Source organism: Pseudomonas sp. Y5-11, assembly GCF_022368695.1.
Classification (GTDB): domain Bacteria; phylum Pseudomonadota; class Gammaproteobacteria; order Pseudomonadales; family Pseudomonadaceae; genus Aquipseudomonas; species Aquipseudomonas parakoreensis.
The window spans coordinates 1,782,341-1,806,447 of the sequence record NZ_CP058974.1 but is presented as its reverse complement, the minus strand read 5'-3'; the positions used below and the strand labels follow the sequence as shown (position 1 = coordinate 1,806,447).

Genomic DNA, 24,107 nt, shown 5'->3' with positions numbered 1-24,107 from the left:
CAAGGTCTGAAAGCGGCAAACGCCCGGCCTGACAAAAGCCAGACCGGGCGTTGCGTTTAGAGTCCTGACGCCGTGGCGCGCATCTGCATGCGGCGGCTCGGCGTGGCCCTTGAAGTGCGCGAGTCAGAGGCTGCGAGCAACCTGAACCTTCTCGAAGACTTCGATCTTGTCACCGACTTTGACGTCGTTGTAGCTCTTCACGCCGATACCGCATTCCATGCCGGCACGTACTTCGGAAGCGTCATCCTTGAAGCGGCGCAGGGATTCCAGCTCGCCTTCGAAGATAACGATGTCTTCACGCAGTACACGGATCGGACGGTTACGGTGCACAACACCTTCGATCACCATGCAACCGGCGATCGCGCCAAACTTCGGCGAACGGAACACGTCGCGCACTTCGGCCACGCCCAGGATGTTCTCGCGAACATCGCTGCCGAGCATGCCGGTCAGGGCTTTCTTGACGTCTTCGATGATGTCGTAGATCACGTTGTAGTAACGCATGTCCAGACCTTCCTGCTCGACGATCTTCCGTGCGCCAGCATCGGCACGCACGTTGAAGCCGAACAGTACAGCGTTGGAAGCCAGTGCCAGGTTGGCGTCGGACTCGGTGATACCACCGACACCGCCACCGACCACGCGCACTTGCACTTCGTCGTTGCCCAGGCCGTTCAGAGCACCCTGCAAAGCTTCCAGCGAACCACGGACGTCGGATTTGAGGACGATGTTGAGCGTCTTCTTCTCTTCCTGGCCCATGTTTTCGAAGATGTTTTCCAGCTTGCCGGCGTGAGCGCGAGCCAGTTTGACTTCGCGGAACTTGCCTTGACGGAACAGAGCCACTTCACGGGCTTTCTTCTCGTCGGCAACCACGCTCATCTCGTCGCCAGCGTCCGGTGTACCGTCAAGACCCAGGATCTCGACCGGAATGGCCGGACCGGCTTCCTTGATCGGCTTGCCGTTCTCGTCGAGCATGGCGCGCACGCGGCCATAGTTCGAGCCGACCAGCACCATGTCGCCTTGACGCAGCGTACCGTCCTGAACCAGCACGGTGGCCACCGGGCCACGGCCCTTGTCCAGACGCGATTCAACGACAACACCACGGCCAGGAGCCGATGGAGTGGCGGTCAGCTCGAGCACTTCGGCCTGCAGCAGAACGGCTTCGAGCAGTTCGTCAACGCCGGTACCCATTTTCGCCGAAACCGGTACGAATGGCGTGTCGCCGCCCCAGTCTTCGGAAGTCACGCCGTGAACCGACAGTTCGCTACGGATGCGATCGAGGTCGGCACCCGGCTTGTCGATCTTGTTCACCGCGACCACCAGAGGAACGCCAGCCGCCTGAGCGTGCTGAACAGCCTCGATGGTTTGCGGCATCACGCCGTCGTCCGCCGCAACCACCAGGATCACGATGTCGGTCGCCTTGGCACCACGGGCACGCATGGCGGTAAACGCAGCGTGACCCGGGGTGTCGAGGAACGTCACCATGCCACGGTCGGTTTCAACGTGGTAGGCGCCGATGTGCTGGGTAATGCCGCCGGCTTCGCCCGCTGCTACCTTGGCACGACGGATGTAGTCGAGCAGGGAAGTCTTACCGTGGTCAACGTGGCCCATTACGGTCACGACTGGCGCACGGGAAACTGCCTCGCCTTCAAACTTCAGGGACTCGGCCAGGGAATCTTCCAGGGCGGTGTCGCTGACCAGGGTCACTTTGTGGCCCAATTCTTCAGCGACCAGTTGAGCAGTTTCCTGATCGAGTACCTGGTTGATGGTCGCTGGAGTGCCCAGTTTGAACATGAACTTGATGATTTCAGCAGCCTTGACCGACATCTGCTGGGCAAGATCGCCAACAGTGATGGTCTCGCCGATCTTCACTTCACGCACGACAGGACCGGTAGGGTTCTGGAAACCGTGAGCGTTGCGCTTCTTCAGCTTGGCCTTGCCGCGACCACCACGACGGAAGCCGTCGCTTTCTTCGTCGGTTGTGCGTGGCGCCACACGTGGCGCCGGCGCTTTTTCTTTGACCGATGCGCGATGCGGAGCGTTTTTGCGCTCGCCGTCGCCGCCGCCACGACGATTGTTATCGTCGGCACGTGGTTTGTCCGGACGGCGCTGTTCGTCACGCTTGCGCGTGTCGGCAGCTGGCGCAGCAGCGACAACCGGTGCGGCTTCGCGCACAGGTTCAGCGACTGGCGCAGGTGCTGCAACAGCTTCGGCAGGAGCGCTCGGCGCAGCAGCAGGCTGGCGACGCGCTTCTTCTTCAGCGCGCTGCTTGGCTTCTTCTTCAGCCTTCTGACGGGCAGCATTTTCTACTGCGCGACGCTCTTCCAGTTCACGCTGGCGCTCGGCTTCGATTTCTTCCGGGCTACGCTGTACGAAAACCTTCTTCTTGCGAACTTCTACGCTGATGCTCTTGCTACCAGCCACACGCAGGGTGCTGGTGGTTTTACGCTGCAGCGTGATTTTGCGTGGTTCTTCCACTTTCGCCTTGTGGCTGCTTTTCAAGTGAGTCAGCAGGGATTGCTTCTCACTGTCAGTCACATGTTCTTCGGCGGCGGTGTGCGGCAGACCTGCCTCACGCATCTGCTGCAACAGGCGCTCTACCGGTGTTTTGACCTCATCGGCCAGTTGTTTCACCGTGACTTGCGTCATGCACTTCTCTCCTCAGGCCGCGCCTAATTACTCGAACCAGTGGGCTCGGGCGGCCATGATCAACTTGCCGGCACGATCATCGTCAATGCCGTCGATGTCGAGCAGGTCGTCAATAGACTGCTCGGCCAGGTCTTCGCGGGTAATTACGCCGCGCACCGCCAGTTCCATCGCCAAATCCTTGTCCATACCCTCAAGCGAGAGCAGGTCTTCGGCCGGATGGGCGTCTGCCAGCTTTTCCTCAGTAGCGATGGCTTTGGTCAACAAACGATCCTTGGCACGAGCGCGAAGCTCGTTGACGATGTCTTCGTCAAAGCCGTCGATGTTGAGCATTTCTTCCAACGGTACGTAGGCAATCTCTTCCAGGCTGGTGAAGCCTTCATCTACCAGCACCTGAGCCAGCTCTTCGTCGACTTCCAGCTCGTCGATGAAGTTGCGCAGGATGTCGCCGGTTTCTGCTTGTTGCTTAGCCTGGATGTCCGATTCGGTCATCACGTTCAGGGTCCAGCCTGTCAACTGGCTCGCCAGACGCACGTTCTGACCACCACGACCGATGGCCTGAGCCAGATTGTCTGCGCCAACGGCGATGTCCATGGCATGGGCATCTTCGTCAACGATAATGGCCGCCACTTCTGCCGGCGACATGGCATTGATCACGAACTGCGCCGGGTTATCGTCCCACAGGACGATGTCGACACGCTCGCCACCCAACTCGCCCGACACGGCCTGGACGCGCGAACCGCGCATACCGATGCACGCGCCCTGCGGGTCGATGCGTTTGTCCTTGGAACGGACAGCGATCTTGGCACGCGACCCCGGATCACGGGACGCCGCCATGACCTCGATCAGGCCTTCAGCAATTTCCGGCACTTCGATGCGGAACAACTCGATCAGCATTTCCGGCGCGGTACGCGACAGGATCAACTGCGGGCCGCGGTTCTCGGTGCGGATTTCCTTGAGCAGTGCACGCAGGCGCACACCGACACGGAAGGTTTCGCGAGAAATGATGTCTTCACGAGCCAGCAACGCTTCGGCGTTGTTGCCCAGATCGACGATCACGTTGTCGCGGGTGACTTTCTTCACGGTGCCGGAGATGATTTCTCCCAGGCGCTCGCGATAGGCGTCGACCACTTGAGCGCGCTCGGCTTCACGGACTTTCTGCACGATGACCTGTTTGGCGGTCTGTGCAGCAATGCGGCCGAACTCGATGGATTCGATCTTTTCTTCGACGACGTCGCCGACCTTGGCGCCCGGATGCGTTTCGGCAACCTTGCTTGGCCAGGTTTCGATCGCAGGATCGTCGAGATCATTCTCTTCGACGACCGTCCAGCGACGGAAAGTCTCGTAGGAACCGGTGTGGCGGTTAATTTCCACACGCAGGTCAACTTCGTCTTCAAAACGCTTTTTGGTAGCAGTGGCCAGAGCCAGCTCCAGCGCTTCAAAAATCACGCTTGCCGGTACACCCTTTTCATTGGATACCGACTCAACAACCAGCAGTACTTCTTTGCTCATCGTACGCCTCGCCTTTCGCAAGCCATTGGATCCGCGGGATCCGCGTCTCAGTCAAAACTGGGAATAATGTTGGCCTTGTCGATCATATCGATCGGCAACAGGAACTCATGATCTTCTACCTGCACCACGACATCCTGTTCTTCTACACCGCGCAGAAGGCCCTGAAAGTTGCGTCGACCTTCAAAAGGCGAGCGCAGCTTGATCTTCACTTGTTCACCGGCAAATTTTGCAAACTGCTCAAGAGTGAACAGTGGGCGTTCCATGCCAGGCGAGGAAACTTCGAGGGTGTACTCAACGGAGATCGGATCTTCAACATCCAGGACACCGCTGATCTGACGGCTGACAATGGCGCAATCGTCCACCAGCACGCCACCCTCTTTATCGATATAAACACGCAACATCGAGTGACGACCCTGAGCCGAAAACTCGATACCCCAGCATTCATAGCCTAGGGCCACGACCACCGGGGCCAACAAGGCCTGCAACTCTTCTAGCTTGCTCGACACCTGAACCCCCTCGTGCATGTAAATGCATGCGCTGCAAAATAAAAAAATGGGCGAAACGCCCATCCTTGAAACGCCGTCGAACAGCGGCGCAGAAAGTGTCCAGCTAACAAAAAGCCCCTGAAAAGGGGCTCCTTAAACTGGTTGCGGGGGCCGGATTTGAACCGACGACCTTCGGGTTATGAGCCCGACGAGCTACCAGACTGCTCCACCCCGCGACAAAGCTGGGGCGGAAGTATACGACCGATCCCTTATAGGGTCAATGTAACCTTCCACCTGCAAGAAAGCCCGCAACAGCGGGCTCTCCTGACTAATTGGTACCGAGAAGGGGACTCGAACCCCTACACCCTATGGGCACAACCACCTCAAGGTTGCGTGTCTACCAATTCCACCACCTCGGCAAAACTACGTTTGAAACCCTTCTTACTTCTGCTCTTGAGCTGGAGGTACGTCAGTCGCTGGAGTAGCCGACTTTTGCTCTTGAAGCACCGGGACATCATCAGAAGCCGGTTGTTGTTGCTTTGGTACTTCCAACACTGCTGGATCTGGCAAACCTGCTTGAGTCAGCTGATGAGCCTTCTCTTTAGCAAAGTAACCTAACCCCAAGCTGGTTATGAAGAAACCGGCGGCAAGTATAGCAGTAAACTTACTAAGAAAGGTAGAGGAACCTTGGCTTCCGAACACAGTATTTGAAGCACCTGCTCCGAAAGACGCGCCAGCGTCCGCACCTTTACCCTGCTGCAGCAAAACCAGAGCAACTACGCCCAATGCACCCAGCAGATGAAAAACGACTACGACTGTTTCCAGCATTTTTTCAGTTTCCCGCGGCGCGACAAATCGCACCGAACTCATCTGCATTCAGGGAAGCTCCACCAATGAGCCCCCCATCGATATCCGGCATGCCGAACAGTTCGACCGCATTGGCCGCCTTCACGCTGCCGCCGTATAGAAGCCGCACACCTCGCGCGACTTCAGAATTCTCTGCCGCCAACTGCTCGCGAATGGCTTTATGCACATCCTGAGCCTGTTGCGGCGTTGCAGTCAGTCCGGTACCAATGGCCCAGACAGGCTCGTAAGCAATGACTGCCTTGGCAAAGGCACCAACACCCAGCTCCTCGATGATGCTGCCCAGCTGACGCCCGACAACCTCAAGAGTTTTTCCGGCCTCGCGCTGCTCGAGGGTCTCCCCTACACACAACACCGGAATCAAGCCACATGCCTGTGCCGCTGCGAACTTGCGATTCAGCATCCCGTCTCGCTCGCCCATTATCTGGCGGCGTTCGGAGTGCCCGACAAGCACCAGGGAACAACCTGCATCCACCAACTGACTCGGCGCAATTTCACCGGTCAATGCACCTTGCATGGATTCCACCGCAGAATTCTGCGCACCGACCGAAATCGATTTTCCTTTCAAACCATCAATCACTTGATTGATATGCAAGCAAGGCGGGAATACCGCGACATCAACACCGCTTGGCAAGGCCAGATGACGAAGGCCGTTGATCAGCTCAGCGACGCTGGCGCGGGTACCGTGCATCTTCCAGTTACCAGCTACCATAGGGCGACGCATGCTGTACCTCGTCGGTCAAAGTGGGCGCAGATGTTACCCAACACAATCATGGCTGGCAAGCCGAATCAGGCAGAAACTTCAGTTACCAGTTTTGCCAGTTCTTCGGCGTAGCTGCGAACCTGAGTTTCATCCTCGCCTTCGACCATCACACGCACCAATGGCTCTGTGCCGGACTTGCGTAGAAGCACGCGACCACGACCCGCCATTGCCTGGGTTACACGCGCACTGGCCTCCTTGACCGCCGGGTGCTCGAGCGGACTTTCGCCACCACCGAAGCGCACATTGATCAGTACCTGAGGGCACTTGCGCAACGCCTGACGCGTTTGGGCAAGGCCTTCATTGCGGGTTTTCAGTGCCATCAGCACCTGCAACGCAGCAATGATTGCATCACCAGTGGTGGTGTGATTGAAGCAGACGATATGCCCCGAGTTTTCACCACCTACCAGCCAATTACGCTCCAGTAGTTCGGCGATCACATAACGGTCACCGACATTGGCACGAATGAATGGAATCGAGAGTTCTGCCAGAGCGAGCTCCAGACCGAGGTTACTCATCAGCGTGCCGACTACGCCGCCCTGCAATTTGCCACGCCCGTGCAGATCACGCGCGATGATGAACAGCAACTCGTCACCATCAACGATGGCGCCAGTGTGATCCACCATCAGCACCCGATCACCGTCACCGTCAAAGGCGATGCCCAGATCAGCGTGCTCGGCGAGAACAGCGGCTTGCAGCTGACCCATATGGGTCGAACCGCAATTGTCATTGATGTTCAGACCATTGGGCTGAGCCGACAGCACGACCACTTCAGCGCCCAACTCACGAAAGACACTAGGAGCAACTTTGTAGGTCGCTCCGTGTGCGCAGTCGATCACGATTTTCAAACCGGAAAAGCTGGTACCGGTAGGCACGCTGCTTTTACAGAATTCGATGTAGCGACCCGAAGCGTCGTTGATACGCGACACCTTGCCAATCTTGCTCGACTCAACCACGGTCATCGGGGTATCGAGCAATTCTTCGATCATCAGCTCCAAATCGTCAGGCAGCTTGGTGCCTTTACCCGAGAAGAACTTGATGCCGTTATCGTCATGCGGGTTATGTGAAGCACTGATCACGATCCCGGCTTCGGCTTGAAACGTGCGCGACAGATAGGCAATGGCGGGCGTCGGCATCGGACCAAGCAGCATCACATCGGCGCCCGCCGACGTCAGACCTGCCTCAAGCGCCGATTCGAACATGTAGCCGGAGATTCGCGTGTCCTTGCCAACCAGCACCTTGCACGCGCCCATCTTGCGAAAGGCCATACCGGCCGCCCAGCCGAGCTTGAGCATGAAGTCCGGAGTGATCGGATATTCACCGACACGGCCACGAATACCGTCAGTACCAAAGTATTTCTTGCTCATAAGTGCTCCATCATTCTTATTCGGCTGATTCCACGGCCGCGAGCATACGCACCACGTCTACCGTTTCCGCCACATCATGGACGCGCAATATACGCGCTCCTTTAATCGATGCCAGTGCCGCCAGTGCGAGACCGCCGTGCAAACGCTCACCCACGGGTCGGCTCAAAGCCTGGCCAATCATGCTTTTGCGTGAGACACCGACCAATAGCGGACGCCCCAGCGCATGCAGGGCTTCCATATGCTTGAACAAGCTTAGATTGTGCTGCAGGGTTTTCGCGAAACCGAAACCGGGATCAAGAATGATCCGCTCTGCCGGAATGCCTGCCGCCGCACATTGAGCCATGCGCTCTGCCAGAAACTCACCGACTTCCCGGGTAACGTCCTGATAGCGCGGATTGTCCTGCATGTCACCCGGCTCGCCGAGCATATGCATCAGACAGACCGGCAGCCCGGTCGCGGCTGCGGCATCCAGCGCACCATCGCGGCGCAACGAGCGCACATCATTGATCAACCCGGCACCCAGGCGCGCTGTTTCACGCATCACCGCAGGTGTCGAAGTATCGACCGAGATGACCACATCCAGCTCGCGATTGATCAGCTCCACGATCGGAGCTACGCGTTCCAATTCCTCGAGCGGTGAAACCGCGCGCGCGCCAGGCCGGGTCGACTCACCGCCGACATCGATCAGCGTCGCCCCAGCAGCCACCATGGCTGCGGCGTGACGCAAGGCCACGTCGAGCTGATTGTACCGGCCGCCATCGGAGAAGGAATCGGGAGTGACATTGAGAATGCCCATGACATGCGTCCGGGCCAAATCAAGAACCCGGTTGCCGCAAGGCAACCGGGTCAGGGACTGTGCAGAAGTCATTTCAAACCTTAAACGTCAGCAGCCGGACCGCCGATCGGTGTTTCCGGACGCTCATCCTGAATCACCGGAGGCGGAGGCGTACCCGTGCCACCTGTCCAGTCACGCGGCTCACGTGGCGTACGACCCGCCATGATGTCGTCGATCTGCTCGGCATCAATGGTTTCGTACTTCATCAGCGCATCAGCCATGGCATCCAGCTTGTCACGGTTGTCCGTGAGGATCTGCTTGGCCGTGCCGTAACACTGGTCGATGATGCTGCGCACTTCGGAGTCGATAAGCTTGGCTGTCTCACCGGAGAAGCTGGCATTCTGACCACCACCACCGCGACCGAGGAACACTTCGCCCTCTTCTTCGGCGTACATCAGCGGACCGAGTTTTTCCGACAGGCCCCACTTGGTCACCATGTTCCGCGCAATCTGACTGGCACGCATGATGTCGTTGGAAGCGCCGGTGGTCACACCATCGAAACCAAGGGTCATCTCTTCGGCGATACGGCCACCGTACAGCGAGCAGATCTGGCTGATCAGCGCACGCTTGGACAGACTGTAACGATCCTCTTCAGGCAGGAACATGGTCACGCCCAGCGCACGGCCACGTGGAATGATCGAAACCTTGTAGACAGGATCATGCTCAGGCACAACGCGCCCAACGATCGCATGACCCGCTTCGTGATAAGCGGTGTTCTGTTTCTCTTTCTCGGACATGACCATGGATTTGCGCTCGGCGCCCATCATGATCTTGTCTTTGGCCAGCTCGAATTCTTTCATTTCGACGATGCGCTTGCCGCTACGTGCAGCGAACAGCGACGCTTCGTTGACCAGGTTGGCCAGATCGGCACCGGAAAAGCCTGGGGTACCACGGGCGATAACGGCTGGAGCCACGTCATCACCCATTGGCACTTTCCGCATGTGAACCTTGAGAATCTGCTCGCGACCGCGAATATCCGGCAAACCGACAACGACCTGACGGTCGAAACGGCCCGGACGCAGCAGCGCAGGGTCAAGTACGTCAGGACGGTTGGTGGCAGCGATCACAATGATGCCGTCATTCATTTCGAAGCCGTCCATCTCTACCAGCAACTGGTTGAGGGTCTGCTCACGCTCGTCGTGACCGCCGCCCATGCCGGCGCCACGGTGGCGACCGACGGCGTCGATTTCGTCAATGAAGATGATGCACGGCGCGTGCTTCTTGGCCTGCTCGAACATGTCGCGAACGCGGCTTGCACCAACACCCACAAACATTTCAACAAAGTCGGAACCGGAGATGGTGAAGAACGGCACTTTCGCTTCGCCAGCAATCGCCTTGGCCAGCAAGGTTTTACCGGTACCCGGAGGGCCGACCATCAATACGCCGCGAGGAATACGACCGCCGAGGCGCTGGAACTTGCCCGGATCACGCAGGAACTCAACCAGCTCACCAACTTCTTCCTTGGCTTCGTCGCAACCAGCAACGTCAGCCAGCGTGGTCTTCACCTGGTCTTCGGAGAGCAGGCGTGCCTTGCTCTTGCCAAAGCTCATCGGTCCGCCCTTGCCGCCGGCACCGCCCTGCATCTGGCGCATGAAGAACATGAACACCGCGATGATCACCAGGATCGGGAAGCTGGCCACCAGAAGTTGAGTCCAGATGCTTTGCTGCTCAGGCTGCTTGCCTTCAACCACAACGTGATTGTCGACCAGGTCGCCGATCAGGCCGTTGTCCTGGATCGCCGGACGAATGGTCTTGAAGCTGTCGCCATCGTTGCGCTTGCCGGTAATCACATAGCCGTCAACGGCTACGCGCTCGACCTTGCCATCCTTGACCTGCTGGATGAAGTCGGAATAGTTGAGGGTCTGCGGCTCGTTAGGGCTGGAGAAGTTGTTCATCACCGTCACGAGGACTGCCGCGATGATCAACCACAGGATCAGATTCTTTGCCATATCGTTCAATTAACTACCCTCTGAAGCAAGCTCCGCTACTGGCGCGCGCTTCGCATGATATTCACCGGCCTAACTTACTACATTACCTACAACTCTTGCAGGCGCCGTCTGTAACCCTTTGTGAAACACTTTCTACACAATATTCGCTTATGCACGCGGGGCAAAATACGAAAAACCTATCGCCCCGGCAAAAAACCTCGTTTTACTCATTACCGCCACGGTAACCCCAAGCCAGCATGTATTGCTCGCGGGAGCTGCCACGGGAGGAGTCCGGCTTGATCATCTGGATCTTGTCGAACTTCTTCCGAGCATCCTTCAGGTAGACATCAAAACCTTCGCCCTGAAAAATCTTGATCACGAAATTACCACCCGGCTTGAGTATCCGTTCCGCCAGATCAAGCGCCAGCTCGCAAAGGAACATGGCTTTGGGCATGTCCACTTCAGGCGTACCACTCATATTGGGGGCCATATCGGAAATCACAAGGTCCACCTGTGAATTACCCACGGCTTCAAGGATCCGCGCGAGCACTTCGTCCTCGGTGAAGTCACCTTGAATGAAGGTCACGTCCGGAATGCTGTCCATTTCCAGGATGTCCGAAGCGATCAGTCGCCCCTGACCACCGATCAGTCGGCTGGTGACCTGTGACCAGCCCCCGGGCGCCGCGCCCAGGTCGACAACGCTCATGCCGGAACGGATCAGCTTGTATTTCTCCTGGATCTCCAGAAGCTTGTAACTCGCACGCGAGCGGTAGCCATCCTTCTGCGCCTGCTTCACATAAGGATCGTTGACATGTCGTTTCAGCCAACCAAGGCTTGTCTTGGAACGCGCCATTGGGCACCTCGATAATAAGGGTCGTGATTAATTGGGCGGATCCACGAACCCTCGGGTAAAATGGCCGCCATTTTACAGAATCCAGACGAAAGGGTCAGATTATGCCGCTCACTCCAGAGCAGAAGAAACAGTACAAATCCATTGGCCACCACCTGAAACCGGTTTTGACGGTGGCGGACAACGGTCTGACTGAAGGTGTATTAGCCGAACTTGAACGCGCCTTGGCGGATCACGAGCTGATCAAGATCAAGCTCAACATCCTCGACCGCGAGTCGCGCCTGGCGCACATTGCAGAGCTGTGCAAGGTCGGCAAGGCTGATCTGGTACAGGTCATCGGCAAGATGGCGCTGGTTTATCGCAAGAACTTCAGCGTCAACAAGCAGCTGTCGAACGTTCATCGCTTCAAGTGATGGCAAGGGTCAAGGGTGTGCTTCGCGCACCCTGCCACTCCATCCCGGTAGCGGCTGCAACACCAGCACCAGTCCAGAGAAGCCCAACAGCAGAAAACTGAATGCCTGCCAGCGCTGCGCTTGCGGCCAGCCGACATGCACGGCGACAAACATCGCACACGCATACAGTGCCATCAACAACACCTGCCCGCGAAAATCCCGCCACAGACTGGCAAGGCCCTCGGCCCGTACCAGCACCAAAGCCTGAAAAATCACGCAGGCCGCGGCAAAAATCACCAGCGACACTTCGAACGCATCGGCAATCTCATCGATCAGCAACGGTGCCAGACCAATCTTGCCCAGCACCGGTCGCAAACCGAGGTGAATCAACCAGAAGCCGCCGACCCACAACATCTGGGTCAGCTGCCAAAGCATGGCGCCCGCACGTAGCGGGCGCTTGCCTTCAGATGTGACGGACTTCGACAATCTCGTACTCGATAACACCACTCGGCGTTTTCACGGCAACCACGTCACCCTCTTCCTTGCCGATCAAGGCACGGGCCAAGGGCGAGCCGACCGAAATCTTGCCGAGTTTGAAGTCAGCCTCATCCTCACCCACGATGTGGTAAGCGACGCTTTCATCCGTCTCGACGTTGGCGATTTCGACAGTGGTACCGAAGATCACTTTGCCGGTGTGCGGAATGGTCGTGACATCAATGATGACCTGATTCTGGATCCGGCCTTCGATATCACGGATCCGCGCCTCGACCATGCCCTGCTGTTCGCGGGCGGCATGGTATTCGGCGTTTTCCTTCAGATCACCCAGCTCGCGAGCTGTACCGATGTCCTGGCTGAGCTTCGGACGAACGACCTTGGTCAGGTGAGCGTGTTCTTCTTCCAGGGCTTTTGCGCCCTGGACGGTCATTGGGTACTTGATCATGCCTTCAATCCTGCGTGTAGATCCTGCAAGCGGCGTACGGTCTTCTCGGGACCGAACTTCAGCGCTTCACAGATAGCCTCGCCCGCAGCAATGGTGGTGGTGCAGTAGATCTTGTGCTGCAGGGCATTACGACGAATGGAGTAGGAATCAGCGATCGACTGACGGCCTTCGGTGGTGTTGATGATCAGGGTGACTTCGTCATTCTTGATCATGTCGACCACGTGCGGACGACCCTCGGTCACCTTGTTCACGCGGCGCACTTTCAGGCCTGCGGCTTCGATCAGCTTGGCAGTACCGGCAGTGGCGACCACTTCGAAGCCCAAGTTGATCAGATCACGGGCCACGCCTGCAACCAGCGACTTGTCATCGTCACGCACGCTGATGAACGCGGTACCGCCGGTCGGCAGCACTTCGCTCGCGCCCATCTGGGCCTTGGCGAAGGCTTCACCGAAGGTGTCGCCGACACCCATCACTTCACCGGTGGACTTCATCTCCGGGCCGAGGATCGGGTCAACGCCAGGGAATTTGGCGAACGGGAACACCGCCTCTTTCACGCTGTAGAAGTTCGGGATGATTTCCTTGGTGAAGCCGATTTCCTTCAGGGTCTTACCGGCCATGACGCGTGCAGCGATCATTGCCAGGGAAACACCGATGCACTTGGACACGAACGGTACGGTACGCGAAGCGCGCGGGTTGACTTCGATGACGTAGATGTCTTCGCCCTGCAAGGCCAGTTGCACGTTCATCAGGCCGACAACGCCCAGTTCCAGGGCCATTTTCTTGACCTGTTCGCGCATCTCGTCCTGGATGTGCGCCGGCAGCGAGTACGGCGGCAGCGAGCACGCGGAGTCACCGGAGTGAACGCCCGCCTGTTCGATGTGCTGCATGATCGCGCCGATCACCACGTCTTTGCCGTCGCAGACCGCATCCACGTCCATCTCGATGGCGCAGTTGAGGAAGTGGTCGAGCAGCACCGGGCTGTCGTTGGACACTTGCACCGCATCACGCAGGTAGCGCTTGAGTTCGTCTTCCTTGTAGACGATTTCCATCGCGCGGCCGCCCAGTACGTAGGACGGGCGCACCACCAGCGGATAACCGATTTTCGCGGCAGCGCGAACGGCTTCGTCTTCGCTGCGCACGGTGGCGTTTGGCGGCTGACGCAGGTTCAGGCGCTCAACCATTTGCTGGAAGCGCTCACGGTCTTCGGCGCGGTCGATGGCGTCAGGGCTGGTACCGATGATCGGCACGCCAGCGGCTTCGAGGGCACGCGCCAGTTTCAGCGGAGTCTGGCCGCCGTACTGGACGATCACGCCTTTCGGCTTCTCGACGCGGCAGATTTCCAGTACGTCTTCCAGGGTTACCGGCTCGAAGTACAGACGGTCGGACGTGTCGTAGTCGGTGGAAACGGTTTCCGGGTTGCAGTTGACCATGATGGTTTCATAGCCGTCTTCGCGCAGTGCGAGGGCGGCGTGTACGCAGCAATAGTCGAACTCGATGCCCTGGCCGATACGGTTCGGACCACCACCCAGAATCATGATCTTGTCGCGACCGGACGGCGCGGCTTCGCACTCTTCCTCGTACGTCGAGTAGAGGTACGCGGTGTCGGTGGCGAACTCGGCGGCACAGGTGTCAACGCGCTTGTAGACCGGGAACACTTCCAGTTTTTGACGGTGCGTACGCAGGTTCTTCTCGGTCACACCCAGCAGTTTGGCCAGACGCTGATCGGAGAAGCCTTTGCGCTTGAGCTTGAACATCAGGTCGCGGTCGATAGCGGACAGACCGAGGGTCTTGACCTTCTCTTCTTCCTTGATCAGATCTTCGATCTGCACCAGGAACCACGGGTCGATCATGTTCATGCCGAAAATGTCTTCGACGGTCATGCCGGCGCGGAATGCGTCCGCTACGTACCAGATACGCTCGGCGCCCGGCACGGTCAGCTCGCGCTTGAGGATGCTCATGCTTTCCGGGTTGCTCAGGTCGAGCTTCTCGTCCAGCCCGCAAACACCGACTTCCAGACCGCGCAGGGCTTTCTGCAGGGATTCCTGGAAGGTGCGGCCGATGGCCATGACTTCACCGACCGACTTCATTTGCGTGGTCAGGCGCGCGTCAGCCTTGGCGAATTTCTCGAAGGCGAAACGTGGCAGCTTGGTCACAACGTAGTCGATCGACGGCTCGAAGGACGCCGGGGTCTTGCCGCCGGTGATGTCGTTGGACAGTTCGTCGAGGGTGTAGCCCACAGCCAGTTTGGCCGCGACTTTGGCAATCGGGAAACCGGTGGCTTTCGAAGCCAGTGCCGAGGAACGCGATACGCGCGGGTTCATCTCGATCACGACCATGCGGCCAGTGTCCGGGCAGATACCGAATTGCACGTTGGAGCCGCCGGTCTCGACGCCGATCTCGCGCAGTACCGCCAGCGAGGCGTTACGCAGGATCTGGTATTCCTTGTCGGTCAGGGTCTGTGCCGGAGCAACGGTGATCGAGTCACCGGTATGCACACCCATCGGGTCGAAGTTTTCGATCGAGCAGACGATGATGCAGTTGTCCTTTTTGTCGCGGACAACTTCCATTTCATATTCTTTCCAGCCGATCAGCGATTCGTCGATCAGCAGCTCTTTGGTCGGCGACAGGTCCAGACCGCGGGCGCAGATTTCTTCGAACTCTTCACGGTTGTAGGCAATACCGCCGCCAGTGCCACCCATGGTGAAGGACGGACGGATGATGCACGGGAAACCAAGACGCTCGAGAACGGCGTTGGCTTCTTCCATGCTGTGGGCGATACCGGAACGCGGGCATTCCAGGCCGATGGATTTCATGGCCTTGTCGAAACGCGAACGGTCTTCAGCCTTGTCGATGGTGTCGGCGTTGGCACCGATCATTTCCACGCCGAACTTTTCCAGAACGCCTTCGCGCTCCAGATCCAGGGCGCAGTTCAGTGCAGTCTGGCCACCCATGGTTGGCAGCACCGCGTCCGGGCGTTCTTTTTCGATGATCTTGGCCACGGTCTGCCACTTGATCGGCTCGATGTACGTGGCGTCAGCCATGTCCGGGTCGGTCATGATGGTGGCCGGGTTGGAGTTCACCAGGATGACGCGGTAACCCTCTTCGCGCAGGGCTTTGCAGGCCTGGGCGCCGGAGTAGTCGAATTCGCAGGCCTGGCCGATAACGATCGGGCCAGCGCCGAGAATCAGGATGCTTTTAATGTCTGTACGTTTTGGCATGGGTTTGTCACTCAAATCCGCAGGTCAGTCGGCAAGCCGTCTTGATCGATTTCTGAAGCCCTGAGGGGCGCCACCGGTGTCGGGGCCGCCCTCGAGGGCTTCTCGCTACAGTCTCAAGGCGAACGCTTAGCGTCGCTTGGCCATCTCGTTGATGAAGCGGTCGAACAGGGGCGCCACATCGTTCGGGCCCGGGCTCGCTTCAGGGTGGCCCTGGAAGCTGAACGCGCTCTTGTCGGTGCGCTCGATGCCTTGCAGGGTGCCATCGAACAGCGATTTGTGGATCGCACGCACGTTGGCCGGCAGGGTCGCTTCGTCAACCGCGAAACCGTGGTTCTGGCTGGTGATCATCACGACGCCAGTGTCCAGATCCTGTACCGGGTGGTTGGCACCGTGGTGGCCATGGCCCATTTTCAGGGTCTTGGCGCCGGAGGCCAGAGCCAGCAGCTGGTGACCAAGGCAGATACCGAAGACCGGAATCTCGGTTTCCAGCACTTCCTTGATCGCCTTGATCGCGTAGTCGCAAGGCTCCGGATCACCAGGACCGTTGGACAGGAACACACCGTCCGGCTTGAGCGCCAGCACGTCGGCTGCCGGGGTTTGCGCCGGCACCACGGTCACGCGGCAGCCGCGCTCGACCAGCATGCGCAGAATGTTCAGCTTGACGCCGTAGTCGTAGGCAACCACGTGGTATGGCAGCTCGGACGCTTCGAGGGTCGCGTGGCTGTCGGTCTTCAGATCCCAGACAGTGGAGCGCCATTCGTACTTTTCCTTGGTGCTGACGACTTTCGCCAGATCCATGCCCTTCAGGCCCGGGAAGCCTTGCGCGGCGGCAATTGCAGCTTCTTCGGAGATGTTGTCGCCGGCCATGATGCAGCCGTTCTGGGCGCCTTTTTCACGCAGGATGCGGGTCAGGCGGCGGGTGTCGATACCGGCGATTGCCACAACGTTGTTGGCTTTCAGGTAGTCGGACAGGGACAGAGTGTTACGCCAGTTGCTCGCTACCAGCGGCAGGTCACGGATGACCAGGCCAGCGGACCATACACGGTCGGACTCGGCATCTTCCGGCGTGGTGCCGGTGTTGCCGATGTGCGGGTAAGTCAGGGTAACGATCTGTTGGGCGTAGGAAGGATCGGTAAGGATTTCCTGATAGCCGGTCATTGCGGTGTTGAACACCACCTCACCAACGGTTTGACCGTCGGCTCCAATGGCTTCGCCGCGAAAAATGCTGCCATCAGCAAGGGCGAGTATGGCTGGCTTAGTCAAGAAGACCTCCCGTAAATAACGCATGAAAGGGCAATCGCAGGTTGTAAAAAAGCGGAGTGACGTATGGACACGTCACCCCGCTTCTTCACTGAATTATTCTGCGCGCTTTTAGTGGACACACTAAAGCTGTAGCTTACAGAAAAAGGCTTTTTTGGTCCACCGCTAAAGAGCCTAAAAGGCCGGAGAATGCGACAGGCCGTCGCGCGGTGCAGAAAAACCAGCGCAAACCGGGCGTTTGCGCTGGGTAAAACATTCAATCAATGCAGGTCGAGCACGTCCTGCATGTCATACAGACCCGGCTCGCGGCCATCCAGCCACAACGCCGCACGCACCGCACCCTTGGCGAATGTCATGCGACTGGAAGCCTTGTGCGTAATCTCCAGGCGCTCGCCTTCGCAGGCAAACAGCACGGTGTGATCACCGACCACATCACCACCGCGAACGGTGGCGAAACCAATGGTTTCCCGCTCGCGCGCACCGGTGTGACCTTCACGACCATAGACCGCAACCTTCTGCAGATCACGATCCAGCGCATCGGCAATCACTTCACCCATGCGCAGCGCCGTGCCCGAAGGCGCGTCAATCTTGTGCCGGTGATGCGCTTCGATGATTTCGATGTCAGCATCGTCGCCCAGCACCCGGGCAGTCATTTCGAGCAGCTTCAACGACAGGTTGACCCCGACACTGAAGTTGGCCGCAAACACGATCGGAATATCCTTGCCCGCCTCGGCCAGCAGTTGCTTCTGCGCAGCGTCGAGCCCGGTGGTGCCAATGACCATGGCCTTTCCGGCCTTGCGACAGAACGCGAGGTTTTTCAACATCACTTCTGGCAGGGTGAAGTCGATCAGCACATCGAACTCTTCAGCCACCGATTCGAGGTTGCCGGACAACGGCACACCGATACGACCCAGCGAAGCCAGCTCACCGGCGTCCACTCCGATCAGCGTACTGCCGGGACGAACGATCGCCGCAGTCAGGCCGGTCAATGGCGCGCGCTGTTGCACGGCTTCGACCAGAATCTTGCCCATGCGCCCGGCGGCGCCCATCACAGCTATACGTCGCATGCCGACTCCTTACAGATCGCCGAAGAAGCGCTTCACACCATCGAACCAACCAGTGGTTTTCGGCGAGTGGCTGTTATCGTCCGCCAGCGAGCTGCGGAATTCTTCGAGCAGTTCGCGCTGACGACGATTCAGATTGACCGGGGTCTCGACCGCTACGCGGCACATCAAGTCGCCCGCACCACCGCCACGCACCGGCGCCACGCCTTTGCCGCGTACACGGAACTGCTTGCCGGTCTGGGTGCCTTCGGGGATTTTCAATTTGACGCGACCGTCGAGGGTCGGGATTTCCAGCTCGCCGCCGAGCGCCGCATCAACAAAGCTGATCGGCACTTCGCAGAACAGGTGCTTGCCATCGCGCTGGAAGATGTCGTGCTCGCGCACGTTGATCACCACGTACAGGTCGCCGGTCGGGCCGCCCTGGGTGCCCGCCTCGCCCTCGCCGGACAGACGAATGCGGTCGCCGGTATCAACACCAGCCGGCACTTTGACCGACAGGGTCTTGTATTCTTCGACGCGACCGTCGCCGTGGCAGGAATCGCACGGATCGGAAATGATCTTGCCCTGGCCATGGCAGCGCGGGCAGGTCTGCTGCACCGAGAAGAAGCCCTGCTGCATGCGCACCTGACCGATGCCGCCGCAGGTCGGGCAGGTCGATGGCGACGAGCCTTTCTTCGCGCCGGAACCGTCGCACGGCTTGCAGTTGACCAGTGTCGGAACGCGGATATTCACGGTGGTACCGCGTACCGCTTCTTCCAGATTCAGCTCCAGGGTGTAGCGCAAATCGCTGCCGCGCTGGGCGCCGCCACGGGAACCGCCGCGACCGCCACCGAAGAAGTCACTGAAGACATCGCCAAAGATGTCAGAGAAATTCTGCCCGCCGAAACCGGCACCACCGCCACCCATGCTTGGGTCGACGCCAGCATGACCGTACTGGTCGTAGGCCGCGCGCTTGCTCGAATCGGACAATACTTCGTAGGCTTCGTTGGCCTCTTTGAACAGTTCTTCCGACGCTTTGTCATCGGGATTACGGTCCGGGTGGTGCTTCATCGCCAGGCGACGATAGGCCTTTTTCAGGTCTGCATCGCTTGAACCACGCTCGACACCCAATACTTCGTAATAGTCACGCTTTGCCATAAGTCTTTGCACTCTTGAGGACGTTCGGCAAACCCCTCCTGAGGATGGCCAAACTCGTTGAGCCCCAATACAGGCCCGGACCCAACTCACGTCAATTCAACGATCCTGGTCTTTGTTTCTTGTGGTACTTGCGGCACGAAAAGCAGGAGCATTCCCGGCCATACCAACAGCATGCAAGGCTTGTCGCATGCTGTAAAAATTCACGTATTCCAGATACGCCAACGCGGGAGCAAGCTCCCGCGCGGCGACATCCTACCAGTCACCGCCGCAAGGCAGTCAACCGGCCGACCAACAACTTACTTGTGGTCTTTGACTTCTTCGAACTCGGCATCGACAACATCGTCAGCCTTTTCAGCTTTCTCGTCGTGCGGCGCCGCGCCTTCAGCAGGCTGAGCCTGTTCGGCGTACATCTTCTGGGCAACCGGAGCCGAGACTTTCGACAGCTCTTCGATCTTCGCTTCGATGGCAGCCTTGTCGTCGCCTTTCACAGCGGCTTCCAGTGCAACCACGGCAGCTTCGATCGCGGTCTTCTCTTCGGCGCTGACCTTGTCGCCCGCTTCGGTGACCATTTTGCGAGTCGAGTGAACCAGTGCGTCACCCTTGTTACGGGATTCAGCCAGCTCCGCGAACTTGCGGTCTTCCTCGGCGTTCAGCTCGGCGTCGCGAACCATCTTCTGAATTTCTTCATCCGACAGACCGGAGTTGGCCTTGATGGTGATCTTCTGCTCTTTACCGGTCGCCTTGTCTTTCGCGCCAACGTGCAGGATGCCGTTTGCGTCGATGTCGAAGGTCACTTCGATCTGCGGCACGCCACGTGGAGCAGGTGGAATGTCGGCCAGGTCGAATTTGCCCAGGGACTTGTTCTGCGCAGCTTGCTTACGCTCACCTTGCAGGACGTGAATGGTCACGGCGCCCTGGTTGTCGTCGGCAGTCGAGAACACTTGCGATTTCTTGGTAGGAATCGTGGTGTTTTTCTCGATCAGCGCGGTCATCACGCCACCCATGGTTTCGATACCCAGGGTCAGCGGGCTGACGTCGAGCAGCAGAACGTCTTTCACGTCACCGGCCAGAACGGCGCCCTGGATCGCAGCACCCATGGCAACTGCTTCGTCCGGGTTCACGTCTTTACGTGCTTCTTTACCGAAGAAATCGGTCACCAGCTTCTGTACCAGCGGCATACGGGTCTGACCGCCGACCAGAATCACGTCGTTGATCGCGCCAACGTCGATACCGGCGTCTTTCATGGCGATGCGGCAAGGTTCGATGGTGCGCTGAACCAGGTCTTCAACCAGTGCTTCGAGCTTGGCACGCGAAATCTTCACGTTCAGGTGCTTAGGACCGGTGGCGTCTGCAGTGATGTACGGCAGGTTGACGTCGGTCGACTGCGCGGAGGACAGCTCGATCTTGGCTTTCTCAGCGGCTTCTTTCAGGCGCTGCATGGCCAGCGGGTCGCCTTTGAGGTTCATGCCGCTTTCTTTCTTGAATTCGTCAACGAGGTAGTCGATCAGACGAATGTCAAAGTCTTCACCGCCGAGGAAGGTGTCACCGTTGGTGGCCAACACTTCGAACTGGTGCTCGCCGTCAACTTCAGCGATCTCGATCACGGAAACGTCGAAAGTACCGCCACCCAGGTCGTAAACGATCACGGTGTGATCGCCCTTGGCCTTGTCCATACCGTAAGCCAGAGCCGCTGCGGTTGGTTCGTTGATGATACGTTTAACGTCCAGACCAGCGATGCGGCCGGCGTCTTTGGTCGCCTGACGCTGGCTGTCGTTGAAGTAGGCCGGAACGGTGATCACCGCTTCAGTCACAGGCTCGCCGAGGTAATCTTCGGCAGTCTTCTTCATCTTCTTCAGGATTTCAGCCGAGATTTGTGGCGGCGCCATTTTCTGGCCGTTCACTTCAACCCAGGCGTCGCCGTTGTCAGCCTTGGCGATTTTGTACGGGACCATCTTGATGTCTTTCTGTACGACTTCTTCGTCGAACTTGCGACCGATCAGACGCTTCACCGCGTACAGGGTGTTGTGCGGGTTGGTCACTGCCTGACGCTTGGCCGACTGACCAACGAGGATTTCACCATCGTTGGCGTAAGCGATGATCGACGGCGTGGTGCGCGCGCCTTCGGCGTTTTCGATAACTTTGGCTACGCCGTTTTCCAGCACGGAGACGCAGGAGTTGGTAGTCCCCAGGTCGATACCGATAATTTTGCCCATGTTCACTCTCCCGAAACTTTGGATTTTGTTGCCGCAGCAGTGGTGGCTAACTGCGGTAATACTTAAACGCTTGACTTCTAAATGGGGGCCTTGCGGCTAATTTCAAGCCTTCTCGTCAATCGAAGGCGAAATTGGCGCCGGCGCCTTGCTGACCACAACCATGGCCGGACGCAACAGGCGACCATTGAGCTGATAGCCCTTCTGGAACACCTTCAGAACGCTGTTCGGTTCGACGTCGGCGCTTTCCTGCATGGCCATCGCCTGATGGTGAACGGCGTTGAACGGTTCGCCATGCGGATCGATCGCTTCAAGCTGATAACGCTTGAGGGTGTCGTGAAACATTTTCAGGGTCAGTTCAATGCCTTCGCGCATCGGACGGATGCTTTCGTCGTCCGGGCTCGACAGCTCGAGGCCGCGCTCCAGGCTGTCGACGATCGGCAGCAGGTCACCGGCGAATTTTTCCAGCGCAAACTTGTGCGCCTTCTCGACATCCTGCTCGGCACGGCGGCGGACGTTCTGCAGATCGGCAGCTACGCGCAGCGACTGATCCTGCGCGGCGGCCAACTGCTCTTCGAGCACTTGTACACGGGTCGCCAGGTCGTCACCCGAAGTTTCGGGCGCCTGATTGGCTTCTGGATTTTGCGTATCTACTGTCTGTTCGTCAGCCATAGAATTCTCCTTTCAATTACGTCCGCGAGCTGTACTCGCGCTTCTGCCCCGATATATGGGGCCGCAAAATCAGGCTTCAAGGGCCTGCAATGATTAACCCTACAAAAAAGTGCTGCATTGTCATTCCTGCTCGGACTAAGCATTTGATCGGATCAAGCAAATCGAGCTAAACGAGGGCATTGTCAGGCCGAAACAAAACACTGTATAAATAACCAGACCTAAAGCCTGGGAGCGGCCTTTATGCTGGTGCACCTGTCCGTACACAACTACGCCATCGTTGAACATCTCGATCTCGAACTTGATCGCGGGATGAGCGTGATCACAGGGGAAACCGGCGCCGGCAAGTCGATCATGCTCGACGCCCTGGGCCTGACCCTTGGCGACCGCGCCGACAGCGGCGTGGTTCGCCCGGGCGCCGACAAGGCCGACATTCTGGCCACCTTCGACCTGGTCGACATTCCCGAAGCCCATGCCTGGCTGGCCGAGCGCGACCTCGAAAACGACGGCCCCTGCATCCTGCGCCGGGTGATCACCGCCGAAGGCCGTTCGCGCGGCTATATCAATGGCACACCCTGCCCGCTCGGTGATCTCAAGGCCCTCGGCGAACTGCTGATCGACATCCACAGCCAGCACGAACATCAGTCCCTGCTGAAAACCGATACTCACCGGCGCCTGCTCGACGAATATGCCGGCGCTACCGATCTGGCCCGTCAGGTGCAACTCGCCGCGCAGCGCTGGCGCCAGACCCGCCAGGAACTGGAGCGCCTCTCCAACTCGGGTGACGAGCAACGCGCGCGTCACCAATTGCTCAGCTACCAGCTCGAAGAACTGGAGAACCTCGGCCTCGGCGAAAACGAACTCGAACAGCTGGAGCAGGAACACAAGAATCTGACCAACGCCGAAACCCTGCTTGGCATTTGTCGACAGGTGGTCGAGCAGTGCAGCGAAAGCGATTCCGGCAATGTACTGAATGCGCTGACCGCCAGTCTCAATCGCCTGTCGAGCGTGAACAGCTCGGTCGGCGCGCTGGGCGAAGCCAGCAGCTTGCTGACCAGCGCGCAGATCCAGGTCGAAGAAGCCGTGGGCGAGCTCAATCGCTTCCTCGACAACTTCGATGCCGATCCGGCGCGCCTGCAGTATCTGGAAGAACGTCTCGACGCGATTTACACCCTGGCCCGCAAGCACCGGATTCAGCCAACCGAAGTCGCCGAGATGCAGCAGAAATTGCTCGATGAAATCGAGACATTGAATGCCAACGACGAATCCATCGAACGCCTGGGTGATGAACTGGCCTCTTATGCCCGCCATTATCAAGAGAAGGCCCGGGAGCTGAGCGACTTGCGCCATCAGGCCGCCAGCAGCCTCGCCAGCGCCGTGGAGCAAGAGATCCAGCGTTTGGGCATGCCGGGCGGACGCTTCACCATCGAGCTGCGCGCCAACACCAGCGACGAACTGCAGCCTAACGGACTGGAACAAGTCGAACTGCTGGTCAGCGCCAACCCCGGCCAGCCGCTCAAGGCGCTGGCCAAAGTAGCCTCCGGTGGCGAGCTGTCGCGGATCAGCCTGGCGATTCAAGTGATCACTGCGCAGACCTCACGGGTGCCAACCCTGGTATTCGACGAAGTGGACGTGGGTATCGGCGGGCCGACAGCGGAAATCGTCGGTCAGTTGTTGCGGCGTCTTGGCGATCGCGGCCAAGTGCTGACCGTGACGCATTTGCCGCAAGTGGCGGCGCAGGGTCATCAGCATTTATTTGTGCACAAGGTTCGCGGCGAGCAGGCTACCCACACCGCCGTGTCCAAGCTGAGCAAGAACGACCGCATAGAAGAAGTGGCGCGGATGCTGGGCGGGATCGACCTGACCAAAGAATCCTTGGCTCACGCGAAAAAAATGGTGGTCACGGCAAAAGTTTAAGAACGGCAGAAAGCACGAAGGCGACCCTTGAGTCGCCTTCGTTCGTTTCGCGAACCTGA

19 protein-coding genes and 2 tRNA genes are annotated in these 24,107 nt (G+C 58.5%); 2 read left to right on the top strand and 19 right to left on the bottom strand.

The window, feature by feature from the left end; translation table 11 throughout:
• Window positions 1-123: 123 nt before the first annotated feature.
• The 11 genes from infB to rlmE all read right to left on the bottom strand — a co-directional run bounded on the left by infB (window position 124) and on the right by rlmE (window position 11,244).
• Window positions 124-2,643: a translation initiation factor IF-2 gene (infB, locus tag HXW87_RS07890; protein WP_047291178.1), complete on the bottom strand. Its 2,520-nt coding sequence runs from the start codon at window positions 2,641-2,643 to the stop codon at window positions 124-126.
• Window positions 2,644-2,670: 27 nt separating this feature from the next.
• Window positions 2,671-4,152, bottom strand: a complete 1,482-nt coding sequence (nusA, locus tag HXW87_RS07885) for a transcription termination factor NusA (RefSeq protein ID WP_003221546.1) — start codon at window positions 4,150-4,152, stop codon at window positions 2,671-2,673.
• A 47-nt stretch (window positions 4,153-4,199) separates the two neighbouring features.
• The gene (gene rimP, locus HXW87_RS07880; protein WP_007973115.1) at window positions 4,200-4,658 is read right to left on the bottom strand and encodes a ribosome maturation factor RimP; all 459 of its coding nucleotides are present in this window, start codon (window positions 4,656-4,658) and stop codon (window positions 4,200-4,202) included.
• A 138-nt stretch (window positions 4,659-4,796) separates the two neighbouring features.
• A tRNA-Met gene (locus tag HXW87_RS07875) sits at window positions 4,797-4,873 on the bottom strand.
• Window positions 4,874-4,970: 97 nt separating this feature from the next.
• Window positions 4,971-5,056 (bottom strand) — tRNA-Leu (locus HXW87_RS07870).
• A 22-nt stretch (window positions 5,057-5,078) separates the two neighbouring features.
• Window positions 5,079-5,465, bottom strand: coding sequence for a preprotein translocase subunit SecG (gene secG, locus HXW87_RS07865; protein WP_027610782.1), 387 nt, complete (start codon window positions 5,463-5,465; stop codon window positions 5,079-5,081).
• Window positions 5,466-5,469: 4 nt separating this feature from the next.
• Window positions 5,470-6,225, bottom strand: a complete 756-nt coding sequence (gene tpiA, locus HXW87_RS07860) for a triose-phosphate isomerase (protein ID WP_008088336.1) — start codon at window positions 6,223-6,225, stop codon at window positions 5,470-5,472.
• Window positions 6,226-6,290: 65 nt separating this feature from the next.
• On the bottom strand, window positions 6,291-7,628 hold the full coding sequence (gene glmM / locus HXW87_RS07855) for a phosphoglucosamine mutase (RefSeq protein ID WP_239778715.1): 1,338 nt from the start codon (window positions 7,626-7,628) through the stop codon (window positions 6,291-6,293).
• Window positions 7,629-7,644: 16 nt separating this feature from the next.
• A complete protein-coding gene (gene folP / locus HXW87_RS07850) occupies window positions 7,645-8,496 on the bottom strand; it encodes a dihydropteroate synthase (RefSeq protein WP_047291170.1) in 852 nt (283 codons plus the stop codon).
• A gap of 8 nt (window positions 8,497-8,504) precedes the next feature.
• Entirely contained in the window at window positions 8,505-10,412 is a 1,908-nt protein-coding gene (ftsH, locus tag HXW87_RS07845) for an ATP-dependent zinc metalloprotease FtsH (protein ID WP_027610779.1), read from the bottom strand.
• Between the two features lie 202 nt (window positions 10,413-10,614).
• The gene (gene rlmE, locus HXW87_RS07840; protein WP_003221536.1) at window positions 10,615-11,244 is read right to left on the bottom strand and encodes a 23S rRNA (uridine(2552)-2'-O)-methyltransferase RlmE; all 630 of its coding nucleotides are present in this window, start codon (window positions 11,242-11,244) and stop codon (window positions 10,615-10,617) included.
• A 101-nt stretch (window positions 11,245-11,345) separates the two neighbouring features.
• On the opposite strand from rlmE, the gene HXW87_RS07835 reads away from it, so the two are divergent.
• Window positions 11,346-11,654 carry a YhbY family RNA-binding protein gene (locus HXW87_RS07835; protein WP_003221534.1) on the top strand — a complete coding sequence of 103 codons (309 nt, stop codon included), beginning with the start codon at window positions 11,346-11,348 and terminating at the stop codon, window positions 11,652-11,654.
• 9 nt (window positions 11,655-11,663) lie between these two features.
• On the opposite strand, the gene HXW87_RS07830 is transcribed toward HXW87_RS07835, so the two are convergent.
• The 8 genes from HXW87_RS07830 to grpE all read right to left on the bottom strand — a co-directional run bounded on the left by HXW87_RS07830 (window position 11,664) and on the right by grpE (window position 22,134).
• A complete protein-coding gene (locus HXW87_RS07830; RefSeq protein WP_095667564.1) occupies window positions 11,664-12,068 on the bottom strand; it encodes an MFS transporter in 405 nt (134 codons plus the stop codon).
• Window positions 12,069-12,096: 28 nt separating this feature from the next.
• Window positions 12,097-12,573, bottom strand: a complete 477-nt coding sequence (gene greA, locus HXW87_RS07825; protein ID WP_041066788.1) for a transcription elongation factor GreA — start codon at window positions 12,571-12,573, stop codon at window positions 12,097-12,099.
• Window positions 12,570-15,791, bottom strand: a complete 3,222-nt coding sequence (carB, locus tag HXW87_RS07820; protein ID WP_239778714.1) for a carbamoyl-phosphate synthase large subunit — start codon at window positions 15,789-15,791, stop codon at window positions 12,570-12,572. Before carB ends, greA begins: the two co-directional genes overlap by 4 nt.
• A 126-nt stretch (window positions 15,792-15,917) precedes the next feature.
• Window positions 15,918-17,054, bottom strand: coding sequence for a glutamine-hydrolyzing carbamoyl-phosphate synthase small subunit (gene carA, locus HXW87_RS07815; RefSeq protein WP_095667565.1), 1,137 nt, complete (start codon window positions 17,052-17,054; stop codon window positions 15,918-15,920).
• Window positions 17,055-17,311: 257 nt separating this feature from the next.
• On the bottom strand, window positions 17,312-18,118 hold the full coding sequence (gene dapB / locus HXW87_RS07810) for a 4-hydroxy-tetrahydrodipicolinate reductase (protein ID WP_003221523.1): 807 nt from the start codon (window positions 18,116-18,118) through the stop codon (window positions 17,312-17,314).
• Window positions 18,119-18,127: 9 nt separating this feature from the next.
• On the bottom strand, window positions 18,128-19,252 hold the full coding sequence (gene dnaJ / locus HXW87_RS07805; protein WP_003221522.1) for a molecular chaperone DnaJ: 1,125 nt from the start codon (window positions 19,250-19,252) through the stop codon (window positions 18,128-18,130).
• Between the two features lie 296 nt (window positions 19,253-19,548).
• Window positions 19,549-21,465 (bottom strand): molecular chaperone DnaK, encoded by a 1,917-nt coding sequence (dnaK, locus tag HXW87_RS07800; protein WP_003221521.1) that lies wholly within the window; start codon window positions 21,463-21,465, stop codon window positions 19,549-19,551.
• A gap of 102 nt (window positions 21,466-21,567) precedes the next feature.
• Window positions 21,568-22,134: a nucleotide exchange factor GrpE gene (grpE, locus tag HXW87_RS07795; RefSeq protein ID WP_007961425.1), complete on the bottom strand. Its 567-nt coding sequence runs from the start codon at window positions 22,132-22,134 to the stop codon at window positions 21,568-21,570.
• A 240-nt stretch (window positions 22,135-22,374) separates the two neighbouring features.
• On the opposite strand from grpE, the gene recN reads away from it, so the two are divergent.
• Window positions 22,375-24,048: a DNA repair protein RecN gene (gene recN / locus HXW87_RS07790; RefSeq protein ID WP_121183648.1), complete on the top strand. Its 1,674-nt coding sequence runs from the start codon at window positions 22,375-22,377 to the stop codon at window positions 24,046-24,048.
• Window positions 24,049-24,107 lie beyond the last annotated feature (59 nt).